Consider the following 25366-nt stretch of genomic DNA (forward strand, 5'->3'; position numbering starts at 1 on the left):
CCCGTGTCGCCGCCGGCGTGCTTTTTTTAGCGTGCGCAGCACCACAGATACTTGATTTAACGCAAAATAAGCCTAGCAACAGACTGCGAACAGACGATGGAAGCGGCGGCAACAGGGTTACGCGCAAGGCAGCCGATTTCGGCTATCATGCGCGCCACGCCGCCCCTCCCCTTTTCCATGAATATAGCCTGCAAGCGCCCGTGATAGCGATAACAAGATCCCTGCAACGCCTTGCCCGCCGCCTGTACCGACTCAGCCTGGTGCCCCTGTTTGCGCTTATATTGCTGCTGGCGCTCTGGGCGGCCGTCTTTTACCAGGTGGGCCAGGAGCGTGCCAGCGCCGTGCGCGACGCCGTGGCCGTCAGTCAGTCGCTGGCGCGCACCCTGGCCGACCATACCAGTTTCACCCTGCGCCAGACCGACCATGCCACCCAGTTGTTCAAGCTCAAATACGAGGAAACGGACGGCGCCCTGCGCCTGAATGAATTCACGCGCCGCCAGGGCCTGCTCGACAGCGTGCTGCCATCGAAGCTGGCACTGCCGATCGCCCTCATCGACGCGCAGGGCAATGTGCTCGACAGCGCCAACGCCTATTTGCCGGAAAATCTGGCCACACAGGCATTTTTCAGGGCGCTGGCCGCCAATGCGTCCGACACGGCCCTGGTCGACACGCCCATGCTCGACGCAGACAGCAAGCACTGGACCATCCGCCTGGCGCGCCGCCTGAACGATGGACAGGGCCGCTTCGCCGGCGCCATCATCATCCTCGTCGACCCCACTTATTTTATCGACGATTACGACCGCCTGGACCTCGATGAGCATGGCGCGCTGATGCTGGTGGCGCGCGACAGTGGCCTGACGGTGGGGCGCATCGGCGAGAAATTGATCCTCAGCGACCGCATCGACTTCCGCATGCCCGGACCGCCCCAGCATGCGCCCGAAGAACTGCTGATCGAACCGCCCGTCGACGCGACGGCGCGCATCTACAGCTACCGTGAGCTGCCGCGCTACCCGTTGCTGGCCGTGGTGGGCGTCAGCCGTGCCGTCGCCGTGACGCGCTTCGAACACCGCCGCCTGGTGTATATCGGCGCGCTGCTCGCCGCCAGCGTGCTCATTGCCGGCTTTACGGCCCTGCTGATGCGCCAGAGCGCGCGCCTGCGCCGCAGCATCCGCCAGGCCAAGGAAACCCAGGCGCTGCTGCGCGCGGCGCACCAGGGCAGCCTCGATGCCGTGCTGCTGCTGAAGGCCTGGCGCCCCGCGCCGGGCAAGCCGGTGGAAGACTTCATCTTCGCCGACGTCAACGAGCGGGCCGCCGACATGCTGGGCAAGCCACGCTCCGAACTGCTGGGCCAGCGCGTGCTGCCGCAGGTGCCGCTGCTGCGCGGCGAGCGCTTTTTCAAGCGCTTCGTGCTGGTGATGGAAACGGGCCAGCCGCTGGAGGATGAATTCGAGCTGACGCTGGCCTCGGGCGGCACGCGCTGGCTGCGCCACCAGGTGGTGCCCATCACCGACGGCGTGGCCGTCACCTCGCGCGACATCAGCGCGCGCAAGCATGACGAACTGGCGCTGCAGGACAACCGCAGCTTCCTGCAGTCGCTGATCGACCATTTGCCGGTGCTGGTCTACGTGAAAAGCGCGCGCCCCGAAAACTTCGGCCAAATGGAAGTGTGGAACAAGGCGGCCGAGGATATCACCGGCCACCTGGCCGCCGACGTCATCGGCAAGACCGATTGCCAGGCCTTCCCGCCCGACTTCGGCCTGCACGATGCAGAGGACGACCGCGCCATCCTGGCCGAGCGCGGCGTCATCGAGCATACGGAAAAGCCGCTGCGCCTGCGCGATAGCAGCCTGCGCTACCTGCGCGCCGTCTCCGTGCCCGTGTTCGACGAGCGCCAGCAGATCGAACATATCCTGTGCATCGCCGAGGATATCTCGCAGCGCCGCCAGCAGGAGCTGGAACTGCGCCAGAAACAGGCCGAACTGACCGCCGTCAATGACGCTTCGCCGCTCGGGCTGGTGCGCCTGGACCGCCAGCGCCGCTGCACTTACGTCAACCGCACCTTCGAATCGATCACGGGCCTGCCGCGCGCGGCCGCCCTGGGCGCCGGCTGGACCAGCGCCCTGCACCCGGACGACTATCCGCTGATGCACGTGGCGCTGGAACAGCTCACGCGCAACCATGCCCCATTCCAGTCCACCCTGCGCTGCCTGCAACGCGACGGCAGGCTGGTCTGGGTCTCCGTGAAGATCGCCCCCATCCTCATCGACGGCAAGATCGAAGGCTACGTGGGCAGCCTGGACGACATCACCACCTTGCGCGAATCGGAAGTGGCGCTGCTGGAAAGCGAAGCGCGCCTGCGCACCATCGCCGACACCTTGCCAGCCATGATCGCGTACATCGACGCCGACCAGGTCTACCGCTTCCTGAACATCGCCTATGAACGCGAATTCGGCCTGACGGGCCGGCAGGCGCTGGGCAAGAGCGTGCGCGATACGGTGGGCGAAGCGCGCTACCGCACGGTCGCGCCGTATATCGAAAGAGTGCTGGCGGGCGAAACCCTGAGCTTCGAAGAAGAAGATGAAAAAGAAGGCATCGAGCGCTGCATGGAAGTGATCTACATCCCGCAGATCGGCGAAGACAAGCTGCAAGTGGCGGGTTTTCACGTGATGCGCCAGGATATCACCGTGCAAAAGCGCGAGAAACAGCGCTTGCTGAAGCTGGCCCAGGTCGATGCGCTGACCGGCTTGTCGAACCGCGCCGGCTTCCAGCAAAAACTCAGCGACGCCATGCACGCCAGCCGCCAGCAGCAGCACCTGATGGCCGTCATGTACATGGATATCGACCGCTTCAAGCCCGTCAACGACACGCACGGCCACGGCACCGGCGACGCCCTGCTGCGCGCCTTCGCCCAGCGCCTGACGCAGACCATGCGCGCCACCGACATCATCGCCCGCCTGGGCGGCGACGAATTCACCATCATCATGGAACAGATCGCGCGGCCCGACGACGCGGCCGTCCTGGCGGAAAAAATCGTCGCCGCCATGCAGCAGCCGTTCGAACTCGATGGCATCACCGTGCGCATTTCCGCCAGCATCGGCCTGGCTTTCTACCGCGACGAAGACATTTCCCCCGCCGTGCTGCTGCAGCGCGCCGACGTGCTGCTGTACCAGGCCAAGCAGGATGGCAGGAACACGTATCGCGCAGGTGCTGCAGTGCTTTGATCCAGCCGCTGGCGCCTGGCGCCATACCTGCTATATTGGCGCCTGTCTTCCCTACCCTTGCCATACCATGCGCCTGCTGCACACTTCCGACTGGCATCTGGGCCAGACCCTGCACAATTTTGAACGAGGCTACGAACACCAGCGCTTCCTCGACTGGCTACTCGACACACTCGTGGCCGAAAACGTCGACGTGCTGCTGGTGGCGGGCGACGTGTTCGACAACGCCAACCCGTCGGCCGCCTCGCAAAAGCAGCTGTACGTGTTCCTGCAGCAGGCGCGCGCGCGCCTGCCCGCGCTGCAGCTGGTCGTCGTCGCCGGCAACCACGATTCGGCCGGACGGCTCGAAGCGCCCAGCCCCCTGCTGGCCGCGCATGGCACGCACGTCATCGGCCACCTGCTGCGCGGCGAGGATGGCGACATCGACCTTGAACGCCTGCTGCTGCCCTTGTCGGGCGCCGATGGGCAGGTGCAAGCCTGGTGCCTGGCCGTGCCTTTCCTGCGCCCCGGCGACGTGCCGAAGCTGCCGGCCGGCGATACCCAGGATGCCTACCTGGGCGGCATCGCCCTGCTGTACCGCCAGTTGACGGATCTGGCGCTGACCCGCCGCCAGCCCGGGCAAGCCATCCTTGCCATGGGCCATTGCCACATGGTGGGAGGCGAAATGTCGAACGATTCCGAACGCCGCATCGTCATCGGCGGCACCGAGATGCTGCCATCGGGGATTTTTGATACTGCCATTGCATATGCGGCGCTGGGCCACCTGCACAAGGCGCAAGCCGTGGGCGGCCAGGAGCACATCCGCTACTGCGGCAGCCCGATACCCCTGTCGTTCGCGGAAGTGAACTACCGCCACCAGGTGCTGTGCCTCGACATCGACGGCGAAACGCTGCAGTCCGTGCGCACCATCGAAGTGCCGCGCGCCGTTCCCCTGCTGCGCGTCCCCGCCACGCCGGCGCCCATAGATGAGGTGCTGGCGCAGCTGGCAGCCCTCGACGTGCCCGCTGCGCCAGCGGAAGCGCAACCCTTCCTGGAAGTGCGCGTGCGCCTGGACGCGCCCGAGCCGGGCCTGCGCACGCGCATCGAAACGGCGCTCGACGGCAAACACGTGCGCCTGGCGAAGATCGAAACGTCGAGCGCCGCGCGCAGCAGCGCGCCGGAAAACATGACGCTCGACCAATTGGGCCAGCTGCAGCCCGACGACATCTTCCGTCGCCTGTACCTGCAAAAATACGGCCGGCCCGCGCCGCCCGAACAACTGTCGGCCCTGGCCGAACTGCTGCTGCCCGGCGCCTGACTGCACCAGAAAAACCATGAAAATCTTGAAAATCAGCGGTAAAAACCTGGCCTCGCTGGCCGGCGAATTTGAAGTCGACTTCCAGCAGGAGCCGCTGGCGTCCGCCGGCCTGTTCGCCATCAGCGGCCCCACGGGCGCGGGCAAGAGCACCCTGCTCGACGCGCTGTGCCTGGCCCTGTACGACGCCACGCCGCGCCTGTTGAAGGTGCTGGGCCGGGGCAGCGCCCTGCCCGACGTGGGCAAGGAAACCGTCAACGCCCAGGATACGCGCACCTTGCTGCGCCGCGGCACGCCGGACGGTTACGCGCAAGTCGACTTCGTCGGCAACGACGGCGCAAGCTACCGCGCGCGCTGGAGCGTGCGCCGCTCGCGCACCCGGGCCGAAGGGGCGCTGCAGGCGACCGCCATGAGCTTGCACCAGTTGCCCGCGCTGCAGCCCATCGGCGGCACCAAGACGGAAGTCAAGGAAGAGATCGAAAAACGCATCGGCCTGTCGTTCGACCAGTTTACGCGCGCCGTGCTGCTGGCGCAAAACGAGTTTTCCACCTTCCTCAAGACGGAAGACAATGAACGAGGCGAGTTGCTGGAAACCCTGACGGGCAGCAGCATCTATACCGACATTTCCGTGCGCGCCTTCGAGCGGGCGAAAAAGGAAAAGCAGGTCCTCGAACGCCTGGGCGAAAAGCTGGCCGACCAGCGGCCCCTGTCGCCGGAAGAACGCGCCGACACCGAGGCGCTGTGCAGCGTAGCCGAGGCTACCCTGCAGCACATCGACTTGCGCAAGGCGGTGCTGGAACTGCAGCAGCGCTGGCACCAGGAGACGCACAAGCTGCAAACCCAGGTGAGCGCCGCGCAAGAGGCGCTGGGCAGCGCGGATGCCGACCGCGCCGCTGCAGAAGAACGCCGCACGGCGCTGGCGCAGTGGGAATTGCTGCAGCCGGCGCGGCCCTTGGTCGACGACGTGGTGCGCCTGGCCAGCGAGATCGCCGGCACCGGCGCCGCACTGGAAGCGTCGCGCGTGCAGGCGGCGCAAGCCATCGCCGCCGAAGCGCAACTGGCTGCCAGCGTGCAGCAAGCGGCAGCCGCCTTGCAGACGCAGGAAGCGGCGCAGCGCGATGCGGCCCCCCTGCTCGATAGCGCCAAGGCGCTCGACGCCAGCATCCTGGCGCAACTGCCCGCGCATGGCCAGGCAAGGCAGGCCGCGCAAGGGGCCGACCAGGCCAACGAATCGGCGCGCAGCGCACTGCAGGTACTGCAGCAGCGCCAGCACGCCGTGCAGGCGGAGCAGGAAACGGGCCGACTGTGGCTGGCATCGCACCAGCACTGGCAGGCGCTCGCCACATCGTGGCAATTGTCGGACCAGCTGTTTGCCCAGGCCGGCCAGGCTGCCGCGCAAGCCGATGCGGCCGACGCCAGCGTGGCCGCATCGGCGCAGCTGGTACGCCACGCCAGCGATTCTGCGCGTGAGGAGCACGCCGCGCTGGCCGCTGCCGCATTGGCGCTGGCCGCGCGCGATGCCGAGCGGCGCGAAGCGGCTGGCGCCGTGCAAGCCATCGATGGACAGCTGTTGCAGCAACAGCGCTGCCAGCTGGAAGAGCATGCGCGCCAGTTGAATGCGGCGGAAAAGACATGGACGGAGCTGGCGCGCAAGCAGCAGGAACTGGCGCGCGGACAAACCCGGGCCGCGCAACTGGCCCAGGCAGTGCAGACGGAAAACACGGCGCTGGCGGCGCAAGCCGCCCGGACGGCGCTGCTGGAAGCCGGCCTGGCGCAGGCAGAAAAATCCTTGAAGGGTGCAGAAGCGGCATGCGCGGCCAGCGTCGAACAGCTGCGCGCGACCTTGCAGGACGAGCAGCCTTGCCCCGTCTGCGGCGCGCTGGAGCACCCGTATATCTACGCTGGCCACGCCGACAACGCCTTGCACGCAATGCTGGCCAGCTTGCAAGATGAAGTGCTGGTTTGCCGCACGCAGGCGCGCAGCAATCTGGAGCAGTTGGCCACGCACAAGGCGGCGCTGGCCGGCTATGCGCGCGAACAGGCACAAATAGAAGTCGAACTGGCGGCCCTGCCGCCCGCCATCGACAACTTGAACGCGCAATGGCAGCCGCATGGCGCTACCTTGCAACTGCCGCCGGAAGCCCGGCGCGCGGATTGGTTCACGCAACAATTGACAGCCAATGCAGCCGGCTTGCAGGCGCTGGCGCAGCAGGAGGCGGCGCTGCGCCAGGCCAGCGTGCGGCGCGAGCAAGCGCAGGCGGCGCACGAACTGGCCGGCGCCGAACACGCGCGCCTGACGGCCGCCATCGCCGAAACGCAGACACGGCTGGCGCAGTTGCAGGCGCAGCAGGCGGCCAGCCAGGACAAGGCGGAGACGTCGCGCAGCATGCTTGACGACTTGCTGGCGCAGCTCGATGCCGCATTTGACGACGTGGAAGGCGCCGAAGGCTGGAAAGATAACTGGCTCGCCGGCCCCGCCGCCTTCCGCGCGGCGCGCGACACGGAAAGCCGGCAATGGCTGAAACAGCAGACAGACCAGGACAAGCGCGGCCACGCGCAGGCGACCCTGGCCGCGCAGCTGGAAGCGGCGCTGCTGGCCGCTGGCAAGGCACAGCAAACGGCGCAGGAGACCCACGCCGCCTTTGCCGCCGTCGACAAGCAGCTCACGACACTGCAAGCGGCGCGCAACGCGCTATGGCAAGGCCAGGGCGTCGCCGAAGTGGAACGCAGCCTGACAGCGACCATCGCGCAGGCCAAAGACCGGCTGGTACAGCAGCAAGCGGCAGCCCATGCGGCCAGCCAGCAACGCGCGCGCCTCGACGAAGCGTGCGCGCAGCTGGCGCAGCGCCTGGCCACCCTGCATGCACAGGAAAATAGCGCCGCCGCCGCCCTGCACGATTGGCTGCGCCAGTTCCAGCTGGCCCATGCCAGCCAGGCGCCCGCCACACTTGAAGAGCTGCGCGCGCACCTGGCCGTCTCCGTGGAGACCATGCGCGCCGAGCGCGACGACCTGCAAGTGATCGCCGACCGCCATACGGTGGCGCTCTCCGTGCTGGCCGAGCGCCGGCGGCAACTGGCGGCCCATGTGCAGCAGCCGCCGGAGGCACTGGAAATGGACGTGACCGTGCTGCATTCGGCACTCGACGCACTGGTGCAGGAACGTCAGGCAGCCAACCAGGAAGCGACGCGGTTGCGCCTGGCCATCGCGCTGGACGACACCAGGCGCCACGGCGCGCAATCGATGCTGGCGCAAATCGAGGCGCAAGCCGTCATCGAACGGCGCTGGGCCAGCCTGAATGAATTGATCGGCTCGGCCGACGGCAAGAAATTTCGCAACTATGCGCAGCAATTCACGCTGGAAGTGCTGCTCGGCTATGCCAACGCGCATTTGAACCACCTGGCGCGCCGCTATCAGCTGGAACGCATCGACAACCCGAACAATCCATCTCTCGGCCTGATGGTGCGCGACCAGGACATGGGCGGCGAACTGCGCTCCGTGCACTCGCTGTCGGGTGGCGAATCATTCCTCGTCTCGCTGGCCCTGGCGCTGGGCCTGGCCTCGCTGTCCTCGAACCGGGTGCGCGTGGAATCGCTGTTCATCGACGAGGGCTTCGGCAGCCTGGATACGGAAACCCTGCGCGTGGCCCTGGATGCGCTCGACGGTTTGCAGGCGATGGGCCGCAAGGTGGGCGTCATCTCGCATGTGCAGGAAATGACGGAGCGCATCGCCACCCGCATCCTCGTGCAGCCGGGGTCCGGCGGCAAGAGCGTGGTGACGGTGCGCTAACGCATCAACGAGGTATGGGCTCGCGGCCCAGCCTGAGCAAATCCCAGCCCAGTTCGCGGCGGATCTGCTCAGGGTCGGGCGGCGGGCGGCGCTGTTCCAGTTCCGCTTTCAACCACCTCCTGACCAGCTCCTTGGCGGGCTGTACAGGCTTTTCCTTGTCATGCTTTTCCATGGTGCTGCCTCTTCAATGGCGGTCAGACGACCTCCTATATACGTTCAACGTCATGGCGCGGATTCAGTTGACCTGCGCGTGGCGCAGATGCAACAACGTGTAACGATGGCCGGAGTGCGTTAAAATCGCCGCCTTCGCGCAGGTACCGCCTACGCCCCGCAACAGTTCAAGGAAACCCATGAAAGCCGCCCGCAGCCTCACCTTCAAGTGCGTAAAATGTCACAAATCGATGCAGGTCTACCTGCAAAAAGTCTCCGCCTGCTCGCATATCCAGCCTTACCAGGGCATTTGCGCATGTGGCGAACTCAAGCGCCACGCCACGGGCCAGGCCGATGCCGTCCAGTCCTACCTGGCATCGGCGGACGGTAGCTGGTCGCACCACCACTAATGGTTAAAGTACGGGGAGATATTGCCGTTAATTCGCATATCTTCCCCATTTGAACCGACCATGTCCCAGCTTCCCGCCCTCGCTCCTCCCCTCGGCCCCGGCTCGCGCCAGCCTGCCGCCACACCCCTGGCAGGGCAAGCGCAGCAAAAAACGGGCGCCGGCACGTCCGGCCTGGCCGCTTCGCCCTTGATGCAGCGCACCGCGCAAGACGTGGTGGCCCTGTCGAAAAATGGCCTGGACCTGTCGGCCAAGGGACTGGAACAGCGCACGGACGCGCTGGGTAACGCCACCGTCGACGTGGCGCAGGATTTCCTCTCCAGCATGACGCGCCAGCTGTTCGGCGACGGCGCCAGCATCGCCTTCAATTCGGTCGACCTGCAGGCCGGCTCCAGCTTCAGCAGCGGTAGCGCCAGCGTCTCGGGCGCTGGCAGCAGCAGCCGCGCGGCCGCCTTCAGCCTCGATGAAAACGCGCATTTCATCGGCAAGGGCAAGATCACCACAGCCGATGGCCAGACTTTCGACTTCGAGCTGGAAGTACAATATCAATCGAACATCAGCGCGGGCGCATTGGCGCAAACGCAAGACGATGCGCAGGAAGTCCCACCATCCGATGACGCCGCCCTGCCCGCCAAAGAGTTGCCCGCCACGGCCTTCGCCGGCAATCTGCACGAGCTGTTCAAGCTGCTCAACCAGCAATTGCACAGCAGCATATTCAATCAGCAATCCGATGGCGCCAGCGCCAGCGGCAAGGAGGGCGACCTGGCGGGCAGCCTAAGCTTGCGTTTGCTCAAACTGGTGCAGCCTGACAATACCGCCGAGGCCGGCAAGAAAGCCACGGAATCCACGCCCGACAACCAGGCGCGCGCCCGTGCGCTGGCACTCGCCTATGGCACGGACACCGTTGACAGCACGGCCAGCGACGTATAATGGAAGACGGCCTGCGCAGGCGACCATGCCGCGCGCCCCCTTCTATCGATTGAATCCCATGTCCGACACTTCTTCACCTACCGTCCATCCGCAGATCCACTGGAGCGAAAACGGCGCCGAGCATTCGGCCCGCTGGCGCTCGGAAAGCGGCATGCCGCCGCCCAAGCGCGTCGTCATCGCCGATGACCGCACGACGGCCGACCAGGCTTACCGCCTGGCCTGCGAAGGCACGGCCATGCTGTGGCGCGGCGACTTCCAGAACGCGCGCCAGCTGCTGCAGGCGCTGGCGCGGCGCGCCGACCACAAGAACGACAAACCGAGCAAAAAAGCCAAGGCCGCCAAGCTGGCGCAACCCGAACCATCCGCCACGCAAGCCTTCCATCTGCACCGCCAGGCCCAGTCGCAGCGCGCCCGCACCCTGGCCATGCTGCTGCTGCCCTTCGATGCCGACTACACGATCCCGCTGCGCCGTGCGCCGGACGTGAAACTGGCCTGCAATGAAGCGTATGGCCGCGGCGAAGAAGCCTTCGTCGCCTCGCTGCGCGAGCTGCTGGGCCTGATCGGCGCGCACGAATGGCGCCGCACTGGCGTGGAACTGCCGGCCCTGGGCCAGCGCATCCACCCGCATTACGGCGTGTTTGCGCCCATCCGCAGCGAGTACGTGGGCCTGGTGGCTGAAGCGCCACTGCCGCCGCGCGCCAGCCTGGCCTTCGACATCGGCACCGGCACGGGCGTGCTGGCCGCCGTGCTGGCGCAGCGCGGCATCCAACGCATCGTTGCCACCGACCAGGACCCGCGCGCCCTGTCCTGCGCGCGCGAAAACCTGGCACGCCTCGATCTGCTCGACAAAGTCGACGTGGTGCAGGCCGACCTGTTCCCCGCCGGCCGCGCGCCGCTGGTCGTGTGCAATCCGCCATGGCTGCCCGCGCGCCCAAGCTCGCCCATCGAATACGCCGTCTACGATCCGGACAGCCGCATGCTGCGCGGTTTCCTCGCCGGCCTGGCCGATCACCTGGAGCCGGCTGGCGAAGGCTGGCTGATCTTATCGGATCTGGCCGAGCACCTGGGCCTGCGCCCGCGTGCGCAACTGCTCGAGTGGATAGCGCAAGCGGGCTTGAAAGTGGTCGACCGCCTGGACGTCAAACCCACGCACCCGCGCGCGCAGGATGCCACGGACAGCCTGCATGCGGCCCGCTCGAAGGAAATCACGTCGCTGTGGCGCCTGGCGGCAGCCTGATTCCAGATCTGCTGCAAAGCCATTGCGCATTGCAGCAAACCCCGCTATAATTCGTCTGCGGGGTGGAGCAGTCTGGCAGCTCGTCGGGCTCATAACCCGAAGGTCACAGGTTCAAATCCTGTCCCCGCAACCAGATACATGAAAGCCGCTGATTCTTGCAAAGGGATCAGCGGCTTTTCCCATTGCGTCGCGCTATACCCACGACCATCATGCAAACCAAATGCCATCCGCTCTTTCGCAATGCAACAAACTCGTATATAATTCGCCTGCGGGGTGGAGCAGTCTGGCAGCTCGTCGGGCTCATAACCCGAAGGTCACAGGTTCAAATCCTGTCCCCGCAACCAATACATGAAAACCGCTGACTCCTGCAAGGGATTCAGCGGTTTTTTCATTCCAGGCCTGGCCTGACCCATACTTTTACGCGGTGACGCTGGCCCTGATCTGCCTGGCCGCCGCATGCAGGCTGGCCGCCACTCTTTCCAGCTTGTCGGCGCCCGCCGTTTCAGCCAGGGCGGCAAAGGCGCTGATATGAAAGGTAGCCACCATCGCCGGCGAGATATCGAGCTCCAGCGCGGTCTTGCTCAATTCCGTCGACGCCTCGAGGTAAGGCTCGCTGCCCGCCTCGAAGGCTTGCTTCGTTTCCAGCAATTCCTGGCCACCCTCCGCCTTGGCCAGGCAATCGTCGACTTTTTGCTGGAAGGCCGGCAAGGTATCGCGCGCCGGCCCGGGTTCAGGCGCTGGTTCCGGTTCCGCTGGCGCGGCTGGCGCCGGCTTGTCCACCGTCGGCATGTCACGCAGGGTGAGCCAGCGTTCGACGGCGAGAAAATCGGCAAACGGCTCCTCCACCTTGGGATTCATCAGCCAGACCTCGCCCGTGCGCCAGTCGATCCGGGCGCCGCGCTCATTTCTCGCCAACAAAATATCCTTGCCGCCATCGGCATTCGACACCCGGCCGATGTCGAGCCAGTTCATCAGTTCCGCCTGGCGCGACATCGCGTTGACCCGATGAAAAAAGGCCAACCATAAAAATCTGGCGACCAAAAGAACCAGGACACCGCCAACCATCCACATCATTTTGCGCTCCGCACCACATCGACAACCCGCATTTTCTCACATGAAAGCTTGCGCCAAAGAAACTTTTACATCTGCCGTGCGGCAGCGCAAAGCCACCACCGCGCGCGGCCCAGGCACGCAGTCGCATTTCAACAACGCCACGTTTTCCTGATTGCCTGCCGTGCGCCGCCGCGCTATCATGAGAACAATTCTCATTTAGATTAAGATGTCCTGTACGCATGCTGTCCGCCCCTTCCCTGCCGTCCGACTTCCAGGCCTTGTATGCCGAGCACCACGCCTGGCTGCTGCACTGGCTGAAGCGCCGCCTGCACGATGCGGGGCTGGCAGGCGATCTGGCGCAGGATACCTTCCTCAAGATCTTCCTTGCGCGCAGCAGCGCCGGGATCGTGCAGCCGCGCCCTTTCCTGGCCACCATCGCCAAGCGCCTGCTGGCCAACCACTGCCGGCGCGAAGAGCTGGAGCGGGCCTACCTCGACGCCCTGCTGCATCAGCCGCAAGCCTGCGCGCCCTCGCCGGAAGCGATGTCCATCCTGCTTGAATCGCTGCAGTTGATCGACCGCGCGCTGGACCAGCTCTCCGCCAAGGCCAAGGCCGCCTTCCTGCTGGCCCACCTGGACGGCATGAGCTACGCCGAGATCGCCGCCGAACTGGACACCACCACGCATTGCGTCAAAAAATACCTGAGCAAGGCCAATTTGCTGTGCTTTTTTGCCGTGCCCGATTTTGCCGCCGCCTGACATGCGCACCGCCACCGTCTATGCACTGGGCCAGCCCATCGACCTGGCCATCGCCATGCAGGCAGCCGAATGGCTGACCACCCTGATGAGCGGCGTCACCACGCCGGAGGAAAAGACGGCCTGGCAAGCCTGGCGCCAGGCGCACCCCGACCATGAACGGGCGTGGAAACACATCGAAAGCGCCAGCGGCGGCTTGCGGCAACTCGATGCCCAGGCCAGCCGCAAGGCGCTGCTGCAAAGTCCCAGTTCGCGTTCCATCTCGCGCCGCAATAGCCTGCAGTTGCTGGCGTGGATCTCGACCATCGGCATCACGGGCTGGTTCGGCGCGCGCTCGCCCTACGCGCCCGACATTGCCCGCGCCGCGCTGGCCGACCTGTCCACCGGCGTGGGCGAACGCCGCGAGCTGACCCTGCCTGACGGCAGCCGTTTGCACCTGAACAGCGGCAGCGCCGTGAACATCCGCTACACGGGCACGCAGCGCCTGCTGCAACTGGTGCGGGGCGAAGTGTTCATCGCCACCGCCCGCGAAACGGGCCTGCCCTACCGCCCCTTCCTCGTCGAAACTGCGCATGGCCACGCGCAGGCGCTGGGCACGCGCTACTCGGTGCGCCAGGCGGACGGCAACACCCTGGTCGCCGTCGCAGAAGGCGCCGTGCGGCTGACGCCGCGCCATGGCGACGGCAACCGCGTGATCCACGCGGGCCAGGGCGGCGGCATGACGGCGCAACAAATCCTGCCCGCGCACGCCGTCTCGCCCGACATCTGGGCCTGGCGCCGGGGCTTGCTGCTGGCCGACGCCATGCCGCTGCGCGACTTCCTGCATGAACTGAGCCGCTACCGCCACGGCTTGCTGGGCTGCGACGATGGCGTCGCCGCGCTACGCATTTCCGGCGTCTTCCCTCTGGCCGACCTGGACGCCGTGCTGCTATCGCTGCCCAATTCCCTGCCGGTGGACGTGCGCCTGCGCACGCGCTACTGGGTGCAGGTGGAAGCGCGCCAGCAGCGCTGAAAATTTATTTTGACGCCAGCGCAAAAAAACAGTACCCGCTTTCGCTTTTCGCGTGACCTGTGTAGGCAACGTTCTTTTTGACGACTACACCACAAGGTAACCATGTCCCAAGCTATGTCTTTCAGGCCGCGCATCAAGCGCATGGCGTATGCCATCCAACTCGTCTTCATCGGTTCGGCCCTGCTGCTGAACACCCAGGCGCCAGCCCTGGCGCAGGAAAACACGGCAGCGCCAGCGACCAACCAGGACTTCCAGGTGTCGGCCGGCGACCTGGCCGCGGCGCTGCGCCAGGTCGCCAGCCAGTCCAGGGTCATCCTCAGCTTTACGCCGGAACAGACGCGCGGCAAGACGTCCACAGGCTTGAGCGGCCGCCACGACGTGCTGACCGCCCTGAACGGCGTGCTGCGCGGCACGGGCCTGAAGGCCGAGCGCAGCGCCAATGGCAGCTATGTGCTGCGCCAGGCCGATGCCGTAGCGGGCGGCGAGGCGCTGTCGATGATGCCGGAAGTGTCGGTCAAGGCGCAGCAGGACGCGACGGAAGGCTCGGGCGCATATGTCTCCACCCTGCCGGTTTCCACGGCCACGCCGCTGGGCCTGTCGATCAGGGAAACGCCGCAGTCGGTCAGCGTCATCACGCAGCAGCGCATGCAGGACCAGGGCCTGAACACCATCGCGCAGGTCATGGCGCAAACGCCGGGCATCACCCTGTTCTCGCTGGGCAGCGAACGCTCCGGCTTTACTTCGCGCGGCTATGCGATTACCAACTACCAGCTCGATGGCGTCAGCACGCATTCGGAAAACCTGGGCCTCAATGCGATACCGTCGCAAAGCCTGGCCGACATGGCGCTGTACGACCGCATCGAAGTGCTGCGCGGCGCCTCGGGCCTGATGACGGGCGCGGGCGATGCCTCGGGCGCCATCAACATGGTACGCAAGAAGCCGACGGCGCAGTTCCAGGCGTCCATCGAGGGCGAGCTGGGTTCCTACGATGAACGGCGCGCCATGGCCGACATCGCGGGTCCGCTGAACGAGGCGCGCACGGTGCGCGGCCGCCTGGTGACGGTGTACGAGGAAGGCGACGGCATCATCGACGGCTACAGCCGCGACAAGAAAGTGCTGTATGGCGTGGTCGAGGCGGACCTGTCCGCCGGCACGAAACTGACAGCCGGCGTCACGCACCAGCGCAAGCGCTCGAACGGATCCCTGTCCTACCTGGGCTTCCCCCTGTTCTACAGCAATGGCGCCATGACGGACCTGCCGCGCTCCTTCAGCCCGGCGGCCAAGTCGAATCGCTTCGACACCAATTCGACCGACCTCTTCGTCACCCTGGAACACGCGCTGGCGAACGACTGGAAGCTGAAAATTTCGGCCAACCGCGTGCAGTCCTCGCAGGAAGAGCGCTCCGTGTTCATGAACGTGAGTAGCGCCTTTCCCGACCAGGCCACAGGCGCTGGCCTGCGCATGAGCGCCGACTACCGCGATTACCAGCTCCAGGTCAACAGCGTGGACGTCAACGTGCGCGGCCCGTTCAGCGCGTTCGGCCGCCAGCACGAACTGGTACTGGGCATGGACTACAACGAATTTCAAAGCACGACGGATGGCCGCCGCGACAAGAACATCCAGGGCACGCCCGTCAACCTGTACCGCTGGAATCGCATGGCAACGCCCGTGTTTGGCGATACCTTCGTCACCTACGACAGCACGCGCCGCCAGGCCAGCGCCTACGCGGCCAGCCGCTTTACGCTGTCCGAGCGCCTGAAACTGATCGCCGGGGCAAAAGTACTGCGCTACAGCGAAAACTACATCTCGGACGCGCCTAGCGTGCAATTTTTCAGCGCGTCGCCAGCCTCGGACAGCAGCGTCTTCACGCCGTACGGCGGCCTGGTGTACGACATCGACGGCACGCACAGCGCCTACGCCAGCTACTCCACCATATACCAGCCGCAAGCCTCGCAAGACCGCTACGGCAAGCTGCTGGCGCCGCGCGAAGGCAAGACCTTTGAAGCGGGCATCAAGAGTGGCTGGTTCGATGGCCGCCTGAACACGGCCGCCGCGCTATATCTGATCCGCCAGAAAAACCTGGCCGAATCGGACCCTGGCCACACCCTGCCCGGCTCCAACGATCCTGCGTTCCGCACCATCAAGGGCGCCGAAACCAAGGGCATCGACCTTGAAGCGACGGGCGCCCTCACGCCAAGCTGGAATGTGTCGGCCTCGTGGTCGTACAGCCAGACGGAAAACAATGCCGGCAAGGCGATCCAGACCACCTTCCCGCGCCATCTGGTGAAGCTGTGGACCACTTATCGGCTGCCTGGCGAGCTGAATCGCCTGACGGTGGGCGGCGGCATGAACTGGCAGAGCCGCGTGTATTCCAACATCGAGGCGTGGCAGATCAACAGTACCCTGCACTGGGAACAGAAGGCGTACTCGGTGGCCAGCCTGATGGCGCGCTACGACGTCAACGACAAACTCTCTGCTACCGTCAACGTGGCCAACCTGTTCGACAAGCAGTACACGGCTTCCGTGTCGGACTGGTGGTACTCGGGCATGTATGGCCCGGCGCGCAAGGTGGCGTTGACCGTGCGGTATCAGTTCTAGGAGCAGCTGAATAGTTCACACCGACGCAGGGCCGGTGATACAATTTTCCCGCTTCACGGGCGTTGCCGGCCATTGCCGCCAACGCCCGTGCCCATAGAGACACCCAAGGAGAATGTGTGAAGGACCTCGCCCCCGCCCTGCCAGCCGATCCGGCCGACCAACCCGCCAATCCCTCGCGCCGGCGCATTTTCCAGGCCGCTTCCGCAGTCGGCCTGGCCGCCAGCCTGCCGGCGCTGGCCGACGCCGCGCCAGCCAGGAAGACCATCGCCAAGGGTTCGCTCGACGCGAAACTCAAAGCGCACGTCAAGAACGTGGTCGTGATTTATCTGGAAAACCGCAGCTTCAACAACCTGTTCGCCAACTTCCCCGGCACCAGCGCGCCCCTGTCCGCCGTCACGCAAGAACAGGCGCAGCAGCTGGACCGCGACGGCAAGCCGCTGGCCACCCTGCCCAAGATCTGGGGCGGCCTGGTGCCGAACCAGCAAAATATCGGCGGCGTCGATTACCTGATCAAGGAAGACCAGATTTCCGGCCTGCCGAACGCGCCCTACAAACTGAGCGACGCAGCCGGCAAGCCTCTGCCCGAGAGCATCATCACGCGCGACCTGGTGCACCGCTTCTATAACAACCAGATGCAGATCAACGGCGGCAAGAACGACGGCTTTGCCGCGTGGGCCGACAGCGGCGGCCTGGTGATGGGACATTACGGCGAAACGGCGAAAAACCTGAACCTGTGGCAGATCGCCGAGCAGTACACCCTGTGCGACAACTTCTTCATGGCGGCCTTCGGCGGCTCCTACATGAACCACCAGTTCCTCGTCACGGGCCGCGCCAACGAATATTTCAATGCGCTTGATACGGCAGCGAAGAAAAAGATCGCCGTGCTGTCCGACGGCCCGCAAGGCGTGCGCCTGGCCATTTCGCCCGACTGCCCCGCCTCCGCGCTCGATGGCAAGCCGAAGTACGTGAACGACGGCGCCCTCACGCCGGACGGCTATGCAGTCAACACCATGGCGCCGCCATATCAACCGAGTTACGTCCGCCCCGCCTTTGACGGCGATCCGCTGCATGCCGACCCGGCCGACGCGAACACCTTGCCGCCGCAAACCTATGACACCATCGGCGACCTGCTGTCGCGCAAGGGCGTCAGCTGGGCGTGGTATGGCGGCGGCTGGCAAGCGGCGCTCGAGCACAAGGGCGGCGGCAGCAAGCCGAACTTCCAGTTCCACCACCAGCCGCTGAACTACTTCAAGCAGTTCGCGCCAGGCACCGCCGCGCGCGCCGAACACCTGCGCGACGGCGGCACGGGCGACAGCCCGATCTCGAACAAATTCCTCGCCGCCGCCGTGGCGGGCAAGCTGCCCGCCGTGACCTTCTACAAGCCGCAGGGCAATCTGAACCTGCACGCGGGCTACTCGGATATCGAGTCGGGCGACCAGCACGTGGCCAACGTCATCCAGCATCTGAAGGAATCGCCGCAGTGGAAAGACATGATCGTGGTGATCACGTTTGACGAAAACGGCGGCTGGTGGGATCACGTGGCGCCGCCAAAAGGCGACCGATGGGGGCCGGGCACGCGCATTCCCGCCATCGTCATCTCGCCGTACGCGAAGAAAGGCGCCGTCGACCACAATTTCTACGACACCACGTCCATCCTGCGCCTGATCACGCGCCTGCACGACCTGCCGCTGCTCGAAGGCCTGAAAGTACGCAACGATGCCTTTGCGGCGCGCGGCGCGCTGCCGCCGGGTGACCTCACAGGAGCACTGAGCTTCCGCTGATAGCGCATCGGTACATTGCGGCGCCTCCCACAGCGCGGCACGCCTGTGATACACTGCGTGCCGCACTTAAATCCGCGGGTCTGCTTTTCCTGCCGATGATATTCACAATGAGCCCGACTCCTGTAGCCGGGCTTTTGTTTTGTGGATGAAGTTAAAGCGTATAGACATAGGCGGACAGCAGGTTGCCCGCCCCTTGGCCTTCGCAAGCCAGGGACCAGAGGTCCAGAAATGAGAGATAAAAAAGACAACGCCACCATCGACTTGCCCGGCTTCGGCCCGCTGCCAGCGCACGAGGCGCCAGAACCGGCGCGGGAACCGCAGCGCCGCGCGCGCGCGCGCAAGGTGGCGTTGAAGCAGGTGCAGCTCGAATTGCTGGAGCCGACCGATGCCACGGGCCTGCCCGTGTGGACGCGCGACGCCGGCCTTGATCTCACCGGCTTGCCCATCTGGGCGCCTGACAACTGACCCCAACGCCGGCGGCCGTTTGCCGCCAGCTTCCACACCACCATCCGCACAAGGGCGTAGAACGCCTGTAGACTGTGCCCATCCACCCGCTTTTTACCGGCTCCGCCCCTATGAACACCACCACCACCGCCACCAATTCTTTTTCCAGCCTGCCGCTGACGCCCGCCTTCCTGGCCAATCTGGACTCGCTCGGCTACCACGAGATGACCACCATCCAGGCACAAAGCCTGCCGGCGGTGCTCGATGGCCGCGACCTGATCGCCCAGGCCAAGACGGGCAGCGGCAAGACGGCCGCCTTCGGCATCGGCATCCTGCACAAGCTCAATCCGGCCTGGTTTGCCGTGCAAGGCCTGGTGCTGTGCCCCACGCGCGAACTGGCCGACCAGGTGGCCAATGAGCTGCGCCGCCTGGCCCGCGCGGCCGGCAACATCAAGATCCTGACCCTGACGGGCGGCGCGCCGATGCGCCCGCAAATCGCCTCGCTGGAACACGGCGCCCACATCGTGGTGGGCACGCCGGGCCGCATGCGCGACCATCTGGGCCGCGGCACCATCAATCTGAACCATGTGCAAACGCTGGTACTCGATGAAGCGGACCGCATGACGGACATGGGCTTTTACGAGGAAATCGCCGGCATCGTCAGCGCCTGCCCCGCACGCCGCCAGACCCTGCTGTTCTCGGCCACGTATCCGGAAGATATCCGCCGCGCCACGGCATCGTTCCTCGTCAATCCCCTGGAAGTGACGGTCGAGGCGCAGCACGACAACGACAAGATCGAGCAGCGCTTCTATGAAATCGGCTTCGACGAGCGCAATAGCGCCGTCGGCAAGCTATTGAAACACTTCAAGCCGGAATCCACGCTGGCCTTCTGCAACACCAAGGTGCATTGCCGCGAACTGGCCGAAGAACTGCGCCAGCAAGGCTTTTCCGCGCTGGCCCTGTATGGCGAGCTCGAACAGCGCGAGCGCGATGAAATCCTCGTGCTGTTTGCCAACCGCAGCTGCTCCGTGCTGGTCGCCACAGACGTTGCCGCGCGCGGGCTCGACATTTCCGACCTGGGCGCCGTGATCAACGTCGACGTCTCGAAAGACACGGAAGTGCATATCCACCGCATCGGCCGCACGGGCCGCGGCAGCAAGAAGGGCCTGGCCCTGTCGCTGTGCGCGCCAAACGAGAAAAAATGGGTCAAGCTGATCGAGCAGTACCAGAACAGCGCCGCCGAATGGCACGACCTGAAGGAACTGGCTGAAGATGACGGGATCGAGGCGCTGCCGGCGCCGATGGTCACCCTGTGCATCATGGGCGGCAAGAAGGACAAGCTGCGCCCGGGCGACTTGCTGGGCGCGCTGACGGGCGATGCGGGCCTGACCAAGGAGCAAGTGGGCAAGATCAACGTGTTCGAGTTCATGACCTACGTGGCACTCGATCGCAAGGTCGCAGAAGCAGCCTTCAAGCGCCTCAACGCCGGTAACTCCTTGGGCCGCGACTTCGGCAACATCAAGGGCCGCAGCTTCAAGATGCGCTTTATCGAGGCGTAAGCAGCGCCAGTGCACGCAGGGCCGCCATGGCCCTGCATCCCGGATAGTCTTCCCATGCGGGGTAGCGCCTGCGGTAGTAGCAGTGCCAGTAGCTGACGGCGCGCCGCTCCAGCGTGGCGAGATACGCGGGATTCCCCCGCAGGTAGCGCGCCAGCGCCTGCGCATTCCAGGCCGGCAGTACCGCGCCAATTCTTTCGACAATCTCCAGCACATATTCGCCGCACAAGTGCACGACGAACGGCACCGTCCACGCCCGCTCCTGCAGCAACAGCTGTCTTAAACACGCTTCGCGCAGATGGCCGTCATGGTGGCGCGTGCCCAGGCACAGGGCGAGCACGCCTGCGTCGCCTGCCAGCTGCGTACAGGCCAGCAACTGCTCGCGGTCATAGTAAGTGCGCACGGGAATGCGCAGCAGGCGGCCATCCTGATGCACGTCAAACGGTTCCGACGGCCCATGCAGCTGGCCTGTGGCCAGCGCGGGCAACAACTGCGCCAAGGTGCCGGCCAATGCCGCCGGAAAGGCGTCGGCTTCAGCCATCGCTCCCCTCCTGGCAGACTTTGCGCACGCCCAGCGCAGGCTTGTCCATCTTTTCAAAGATCACATTCGAATACCATTCAGCAGGATCGCCTTCGGTGGGTTTGCCCAGCGAGATATAAAAGCCGCCATGCGTGAACAGGGCCGTGGTTTCCTTGCCCGGCCTGGCGGCCTGCAGGAAGGCCGGATAGGCCGCCTTGTCGACCTGGCTAAAATGCGCGGCCAGCAGCGCTGCCAAGCGCGCGTGCGAGTCCGGCGCATACGGGAACAGATACAGGTATTCGACCAGTTCACCGCCATCGGCCAGGCGCGTGATGGCGGCCGTCGCCGCCTCCACGTTCTCCTTGTCAACGCCAAAGCGGCACAGCACCCCACCGCTGTACGCAAAATCAATGATGGTTTTCGGCGCGCACGCCTGCAGCTCGCGATCGATGCCGACGGGCGGCAATGCGCGCAGCTGCGCCAGCAGCGCCTCGCCCGACGTAGCCAGTGCGGGAAAGCCCGGACACTCGCTGGCCGCCTGGGCAGACGAGAAGGCAAGACAACAACTCAACAACAGTACGCTACGCTTCACGGCATCTCCAGTTTCATCTGGCGGCCATTATGCCGCACTGGCACGGATAGCATCGTCACAAGAGACGCGCCTGCTGGCCCTGCGGCGTATCGTCGATGTCATAGCCGGCCGCGCGCGCCAGGTCGCGCAAGCGGTCCGCCTCGGCCCACAGGCGCTGCGCGCGGGCGCCGGCCCGCTCCACCATCCACGCCTGCACCTGCTGCGGTAGGTCCACCTGCGCCGGCTGCCAGGCCAGCAGATCGAGCCCCAGGGCTGCATCGAAGCGGGCCAAGGTAGCCTTTTTCACGGCATCCGCGAGCCCGCTTTTCAGCAGTTCCCAGGCCACGGCCAGCGCGCGCGGATAATTCAGGTCATCGTTGATGCACGCCGTAAAACGCGCCAGCCACGCGGGATCGGCCTCGCCCCGCGCCTCGCCAAGGCTTTGCACGGTAGAGCGCAGGCGCGCCAGGCCGCTGGCGGCGGCGCGCAGGGCGTCGTCCGTAAAATTGAGGCTGCTGCGGTAATGGGCGCCCAGGCACAGGTAGCGGTATGCCAGCGGATCGACACCCTGCTCCAGCAGGCTTTGCAGGCGCAAAAAGTCGCCCGAGGATTTCGACATCTTCGCATCCTGCGTCTTGAGGAAGGCGCCATGCAGCCAGAAATTGGCCAGGCGCGTGCCGTGGCGCGCCTGCGTTTGCGCGATCTCGTTGCTATGGTGGACGGCCACGTGGTCTTCGCCGCCGCAATGGATGTCGAAGTACGTCCCCAGGTGCTTTTCCGCCATGGCCGAGCATTCGATGTGCCAGCCCGGAAAACCCAGGCCCCAGGGGCTGTCCCACTCCATCTGGCGCTGGCCCGGCACGCCGCTGAACTTCCACAGCGCGAAGTCGCAGATATCGCGCTTCTCTCCCAGCTCCACCCTTTTTCCCGCCTGCAGGCCATCGCGCTTCAGGCGCGCCAGCTTGCCATAATCGTCCTGGCGCGTGGTGTCGAAATAGATGCCGTCGTCGGTGCGGTAGGCATACCCCCTGGCTTCCAGATCGAGGATGAAGGCGATCTGTTCGGCGATGTGGTCGGTGGCGCGGCACCAGACGGTAGGCGGCAGGATATTGAGCTGGCGCAGATCGCCCTCGAACGCGCGCGTGAATTCGGCAGCGATGTCCCAGGCGGACTTGCCGCTGCGGGCGCTGCGTGCCTCGATCTTGTCGTCGCCGCTGTCCGCATCCGACGTCAGGTGGCCCACGTCCGTGATATTCATCACGTGGCGCACCTGCAGGCCGTTGAACTCGAGCGCGCGGCGCAAGCCGTCGACGAACAGATAGGTGCGCAGGTTGCCGATATGCGCGTAATCGTAGACGGTGGGGCCGCAGGCGTACAGGCCCGCCTGGCCCGGGGTGATGGTCTCGAAGGGCCGCAGGCTGCGGCTATACGTGTCGTACAAATGGAGTGTCATGCGGGACTTTCATTGGCGCTGCAGAAAAAGAAAATGGCCACAGGTTTTTCAACACTGTGGCCATCGGAATGAGGAGTAAAAAGTTTAACGGCGCCGGGCCGCATCCTCACGAAGCCAGGTACACGGACACAGCGCAGCGGCGGCGCGGTATGCAAAAACTGGATGGAGGATGGAAGAGATCATGGGAAGAATATCGCATGCGCGCGGGCGGGCCGTCAAGCCCTCCCGCGACGCTGGCTTATTTTTTCGCCTGCTCGATATGCGGCAGCAGCACCGTCAGGATGCCCAGCAGCGGCAGGTAGGAGCAGACTTTGTACACATAGGCGACGCCAGCCACGTCGGCCAGGTGGCCCATGGCGGCGGCGGCGATGCCGGAGACGCCGAACATCAGGCCAAAGAAAATCCCCGCGATCATGCCCACCTTGCCCGGCACCAGTTCCTGCGCGAAGACGACGATGGCGGAAAACGCGGACGAAATCACGAAGCCGATGATCACCGTCAATACGGCCGTCCAGAACAGGTCGACATACGGCAGCAGCAAGGTGAAAGGCGCGGCGCCCAGGATGGAAATCCAGATCACGCGCTTGCGGCCGATGCGGTCACCGATGGGGCCGCCCATGAAGGTGCCGGCCGCCACGGCGGCAAGGAACAGGAACAGGTACAGCTGCGCCGCGCCGATGGACAGGTGGAACTTGTCCATCAGATAAAAGGTGTAATAACTCGACAAGCTGGCCATGTAGATGTACTTCGAGAACACCAGCAGGGCCAGCACGCCCAGCGCACCGATCACCTTGTTGCGCGACAGATTCGGCCCATGGCCGCCCGCTTTCGGCTTGAAGCTGGCCAGGTGGCCGCTGTACCAGTGGCTGACCTTGTACAGCACGCCGATGGCCAGCACGGCCAGCAGACTGAACCAGGCGATATTGCCCTGGCCGCGGTTCACGATGACGGCGGCCGCCAGCAACGGCCCCAGCGCGGAGCCCACATTGCCGCCCACCTGGAACAGCGATTGGGCAAAGCCGTAGCGCCCGCCCGACGCCATGCGCGCCACGCGCGACGCTTCCGGGTGGAAGGTCGAGGAACCGACACCGATCAGGCCCGCGGCGATCAAGAGGGTCGGGAAGGTGGAGACGATGGACAGCATCAGTACGCCGGCGAGCGTAAAACACATGCCGACCGGCAACAGGAATGGCAGCGGACGGCGGTCCGTGTACAAGCCGATCCAGGGCTGCAGCAACGATGCCGTGCACTGGAACGTCAGGGTTATAAGGCCGACCTGGGTAAAACTGAGTGAAAACTCGGCTTTCAGCATCGGGTAAATCGACGGCAATAATGCCTGGATCAAGTCATTGAGCAAATGCACGAAGGCGACGGCGCCCAGGATGTGCATGGCCAGACCAGATTGTTGTTGGGAACTATGAAGCGAGGGAGCCGCCGGCACAGGCGTGGCCAGTGCTGGGGCAGGTGTGATTGTGTGCATGTATCTTCCGCAATGATCGGGCACAGCGGGCGGCCCGACAAAGAACCCAGTATAGTATGGCCACTGAACTGATAACTTCCAATAATCGTCGCTTAAGTGACAACTGAGTGACAATCAGGTGACAATCCAACGGCCCACATGTACACCCACCAACCCGCCCAGACCCACCCCGATGGCGTGCCGTTCAGCCGCAGCACCAGCTCGCACGATTACCAGCACGTGCCGCGGCCCGTGACGGCCATGTCCAGGCAATATCCGGCGGGAGACTACACGGCGCCGCACAGCCATGTGCGGGCACAACTGCTGTATGCGACGGAAGGCGTGATGCGCGTCTCCACCGAGCACGGCGTATGGATCTTGCCGCCTCGACGCGCCCTGCTGATACCCGTTGGTGTCGTGCATGAAGTCCACATCTTGAGCGAACTGAGCATGCGCACCGTGTACATCGATGCGCAGGTAGCGGCCCCCCATGGCGCCGGTTGCAAGGTGCTGGAAGTGAGCCGGCTGCTGCGCGAGCTGATCCTGGCCTTGCTGGCCGAACCGATCGAATATGCGCTGGCGGGGCGCGGCGACTGGCTGGCGCACCTGATCCTGTCGGAGCTGACAGCAGCCGATACCGTGCCCATCGCCATACCCTGGCCGCGCGACCGGCGCCTGGTGGCCGTCTGCTCGGCCATCATGAGCGCCCCGGGCAGCCGGCGCAGCATCGAGGACTGGGCGCAGGATGCGGGCGCCAGCGCGCGCACCCTGATCCGTCTGTTTCCCAAGGAAACGGGCTTGCATTACCGCCAATGGCTGCAGCAAGTCCACCTGGCCGAGGCCTTCTGCCGCCTGGACCGGGGCGAAGGCGTGGCGGCCATCGCCTATGCGCTGGGCTACGCCAGCCCCAGCGCCTTCAGCGCCATGTTCCGCCGCATCCTGGGCCGCACGCCGCAGCACTACCTGAGCGAGTGGCGCGCCGCCGAGTAAATGAAGAAAGCAGCCCGCAGGCTGCTTTTTTTTCATGGTGCGCCCGGCAGGGCGCACTTACTTGGAGGTGCAAGTCCTCTACTCGCCCGACAAGGGGAAGAGTTAGCCGAACGGCAAGGGTGTCGCGGGCGACTGCGAATCTGGAGGAAGC

The 25366-nt window shown here is 65.1% G+C and carries 19 protein-coding genes and 2 tRNA genes; 15 read left to right on the forward strand and 6 right to left on the reverse strand.

The genetic code is table 11. From position 1 onward, the window contains the following. The first annotated feature begins 200 nt into the window (after positions 1 to 200). From ACQ4WP_RS19330 to ACQ4WP_RS19340, 3 genes are all read left to right on the forward strand, one after another. Entirely contained in the window at positions 201 to 3221 is a 3021-nt protein-coding gene (locus ACQ4WP_RS19330) for a PAS domain-containing protein (protein ID WP_436523431.1), read from the forward strand. A 67-nt stretch (positions 3222 to 3288) separates the two neighbouring features. Then, positions 3289 to 4515 (forward strand): exonuclease SbcCD subunit D C-terminal domain-containing protein, encoded by a 1227-nt coding sequence (locus ACQ4WP_RS19335; protein ID WP_436523469.1) that lies wholly within the window; start codon positions 3289 to 3291, stop codon positions 4513 to 4515. Between the two features lie 16 nt (positions 4516 to 4531). Further along, complete coding sequence (locus tag ACQ4WP_RS19340) at positions 4532 to 8299, forward strand: AAA family ATPase (RefSeq protein WP_436523433.1); 3768 nt, start codon at positions 4532 to 4534, stop codon at positions 8297 to 8299. A 4-nt stretch (positions 8300 to 8303) separates the two neighbouring features. On the opposite strand, the gene ACQ4WP_RS19345 is transcribed toward ACQ4WP_RS19340, so the two are convergent. After that, a complete protein-coding gene (locus tag ACQ4WP_RS19345) occupies positions 8304 to 8471 on the reverse strand; it encodes a hypothetical protein (protein WP_436523435.1) in 168 nt (55 codons plus the stop codon). A 178-nt stretch (positions 8472 to 8649) separates the two neighbouring features. On the opposite strand from ACQ4WP_RS19345, the gene ACQ4WP_RS19350 reads away from it, so the two are divergent. The 5 genes from ACQ4WP_RS19350 to ACQ4WP_RS19370 all read left to right on the forward strand — a co-directional run bounded on the left by ACQ4WP_RS19350 (position 8650) and on the right by ACQ4WP_RS19370 (position 11367). Beyond that, positions 8650 to 8859, forward strand: a complete 210-nt coding sequence (locus ACQ4WP_RS19350) for a hypothetical protein (RefSeq protein ID WP_436523437.1) — start codon at positions 8650 to 8652, stop codon at positions 8857 to 8859. Between the two features lie 60 nt (positions 8860 to 8919). Beyond that, positions 8920 to 9786 carry a hypothetical protein gene (locus ACQ4WP_RS19355; protein ID WP_436523439.1) on the forward strand — a complete coding sequence of 289 codons (867 nt, stop codon included), beginning with the start codon at positions 8920 to 8922 and terminating at the stop codon, positions 9784 to 9786. A gap of 58 nt (positions 9787 to 9844) precedes the next feature. Continuing rightward, complete coding sequence (locus tag ACQ4WP_RS19360) at positions 9845 to 11023, forward strand: methyltransferase (RefSeq protein WP_436523441.1); 1179 nt, start codon at positions 9845 to 9847, stop codon at positions 11021 to 11023. Between the two features lie 56 nt (positions 11024 to 11079). Next, positions 11080 to 11156 (forward strand) — tRNA-Met (locus ACQ4WP_RS19365). 134 nt (positions 11157 to 11290) lie between these two features. After that, positions 11291 to 11367: transfer RNA gene (locus ACQ4WP_RS19370), tRNA-Met, on the forward strand. Between the two features lie 73 nt (positions 11368 to 11440). Here ACQ4WP_RS19370 and ACQ4WP_RS19375 read toward each other — a convergent pair. Beyond that, positions 11441 to 12043 (reverse strand): hypothetical protein, encoded by a 603-nt coding sequence (locus tag ACQ4WP_RS19375; protein WP_436523443.1) that lies wholly within the window; start codon positions 12041 to 12043, stop codon positions 11441 to 11443. Between the two features lie 275 nt (positions 12044 to 12318). On the opposite strand from ACQ4WP_RS19375, the gene ACQ4WP_RS19380 reads away from it, so the two are divergent. From ACQ4WP_RS19380 to dbpA, 6 genes are all read left to right on the forward strand, one after another. Next, a complete protein-coding gene (locus ACQ4WP_RS19380; RefSeq protein ID WP_436523471.1) occupies positions 12319 to 12834 on the forward strand; it encodes a sigma-70 family RNA polymerase sigma factor in 516 nt (171 codons plus the stop codon). Position 12835: 1 nt separating this feature from the next. Further along, positions 12836 to 13843, forward strand: coding sequence for a FecR domain-containing protein (locus tag ACQ4WP_RS19385; RefSeq protein WP_436523445.1), 1008 nt, complete (start codon positions 12836 to 12838; stop codon positions 13841 to 13843). A 102-nt stretch (positions 13844 to 13945) separates the two neighbouring features. Then, on the forward strand, positions 13946 to 16441 hold the full coding sequence (locus ACQ4WP_RS19390) for a TonB-dependent siderophore receptor (RefSeq protein WP_436523447.1): 2496 nt from the start codon (positions 13946 to 13948) through the stop codon (positions 16439 to 16441). Between the two features lie 116 nt (positions 16442 to 16557). Beyond that, positions 16558 to 18222 (forward strand): acid phosphatase, encoded by a 1665-nt coding sequence (locus tag ACQ4WP_RS19395; RefSeq protein WP_436523449.1) that lies wholly within the window; start codon positions 16558 to 16560, stop codon positions 18220 to 18222. Between the two features lie 228 nt (positions 18223 to 18450). Next, the gene (locus ACQ4WP_RS19400) at positions 18451 to 18687 is read left to right on the forward strand and encodes a hypothetical protein (protein ID WP_436523451.1); all 237 of its coding nucleotides are present in this window, start codon (positions 18451 to 18453) and stop codon (positions 18685 to 18687) included. A gap of 110 nt (positions 18688 to 18797) precedes the next feature. Continuing rightward, positions 18798 to 20225 (forward strand): ATP-dependent RNA helicase DbpA, encoded by a 1428-nt coding sequence (gene dbpA, locus ACQ4WP_RS19405; protein ID WP_436523452.1) that lies wholly within the window; start codon positions 18798 to 18800, stop codon positions 20223 to 20225. Here dbpA and ACQ4WP_RS19410 read toward each other — a convergent pair. From ACQ4WP_RS19410 to ACQ4WP_RS19425, 4 genes are all read right to left on the reverse strand, one after another. Further along, positions 20212 to 20763 carry a hypothetical protein gene (locus ACQ4WP_RS19410; protein ID WP_436523454.1) on the reverse strand — a complete coding sequence of 184 codons (552 nt, stop codon included), beginning with the start codon at positions 20761 to 20763 and terminating at the stop codon, positions 20212 to 20214. The two genes, dbpA and ACQ4WP_RS19410, sit on opposite strands and share 14 nt — an antisense overlap. Next, positions 20756 to 21334 (reverse strand): hypothetical protein, encoded by a 579-nt coding sequence (locus ACQ4WP_RS19415; RefSeq protein WP_436523456.1) that lies wholly within the window; start codon positions 21332 to 21334, stop codon positions 20756 to 20758. Before ACQ4WP_RS19415 ends, ACQ4WP_RS19410 begins: the two co-directional genes overlap by 8 nt. 55 nt (positions 21335 to 21389) lie before the next feature. Continuing rightward, entirely contained in the window at positions 21390 to 22766 is a 1377-nt protein-coding gene (gene cysS, locus ACQ4WP_RS19420; RefSeq protein ID WP_436523458.1) for a cysteine--tRNA ligase, read from the reverse strand. Positions 22767 to 23004: 238 nt separating this feature from the next. Then, the gene (locus ACQ4WP_RS19425; protein ID WP_436523460.1) at positions 23005 to 24156 is read right to left on the reverse strand and encodes an MFS transporter; all 1152 of its coding nucleotides are present in this window, start codon (positions 24154 to 24156) and stop codon (positions 23005 to 23007) included. A 228-nt stretch (positions 24157 to 24384) separates the two neighbouring features. On the opposite strand from ACQ4WP_RS19425, the gene ACQ4WP_RS19430 reads away from it, so the two are divergent. Beyond that, entirely contained in the window at positions 24385 to 25215 is an 831-nt protein-coding gene (locus ACQ4WP_RS19430) for an AraC family transcriptional regulator (protein ID WP_436523462.1), read from the forward strand. Positions 25216 to 25366 lie beyond the last annotated feature (151 nt).

It is taken from the genome of Janthinobacterium lyxosi (assembly GCF_051380665.1).
Classification (GTDB): Bacteria; Pseudomonadota; Gammaproteobacteria; order Burkholderiales; family Burkholderiaceae_D; genus Janthinobacterium.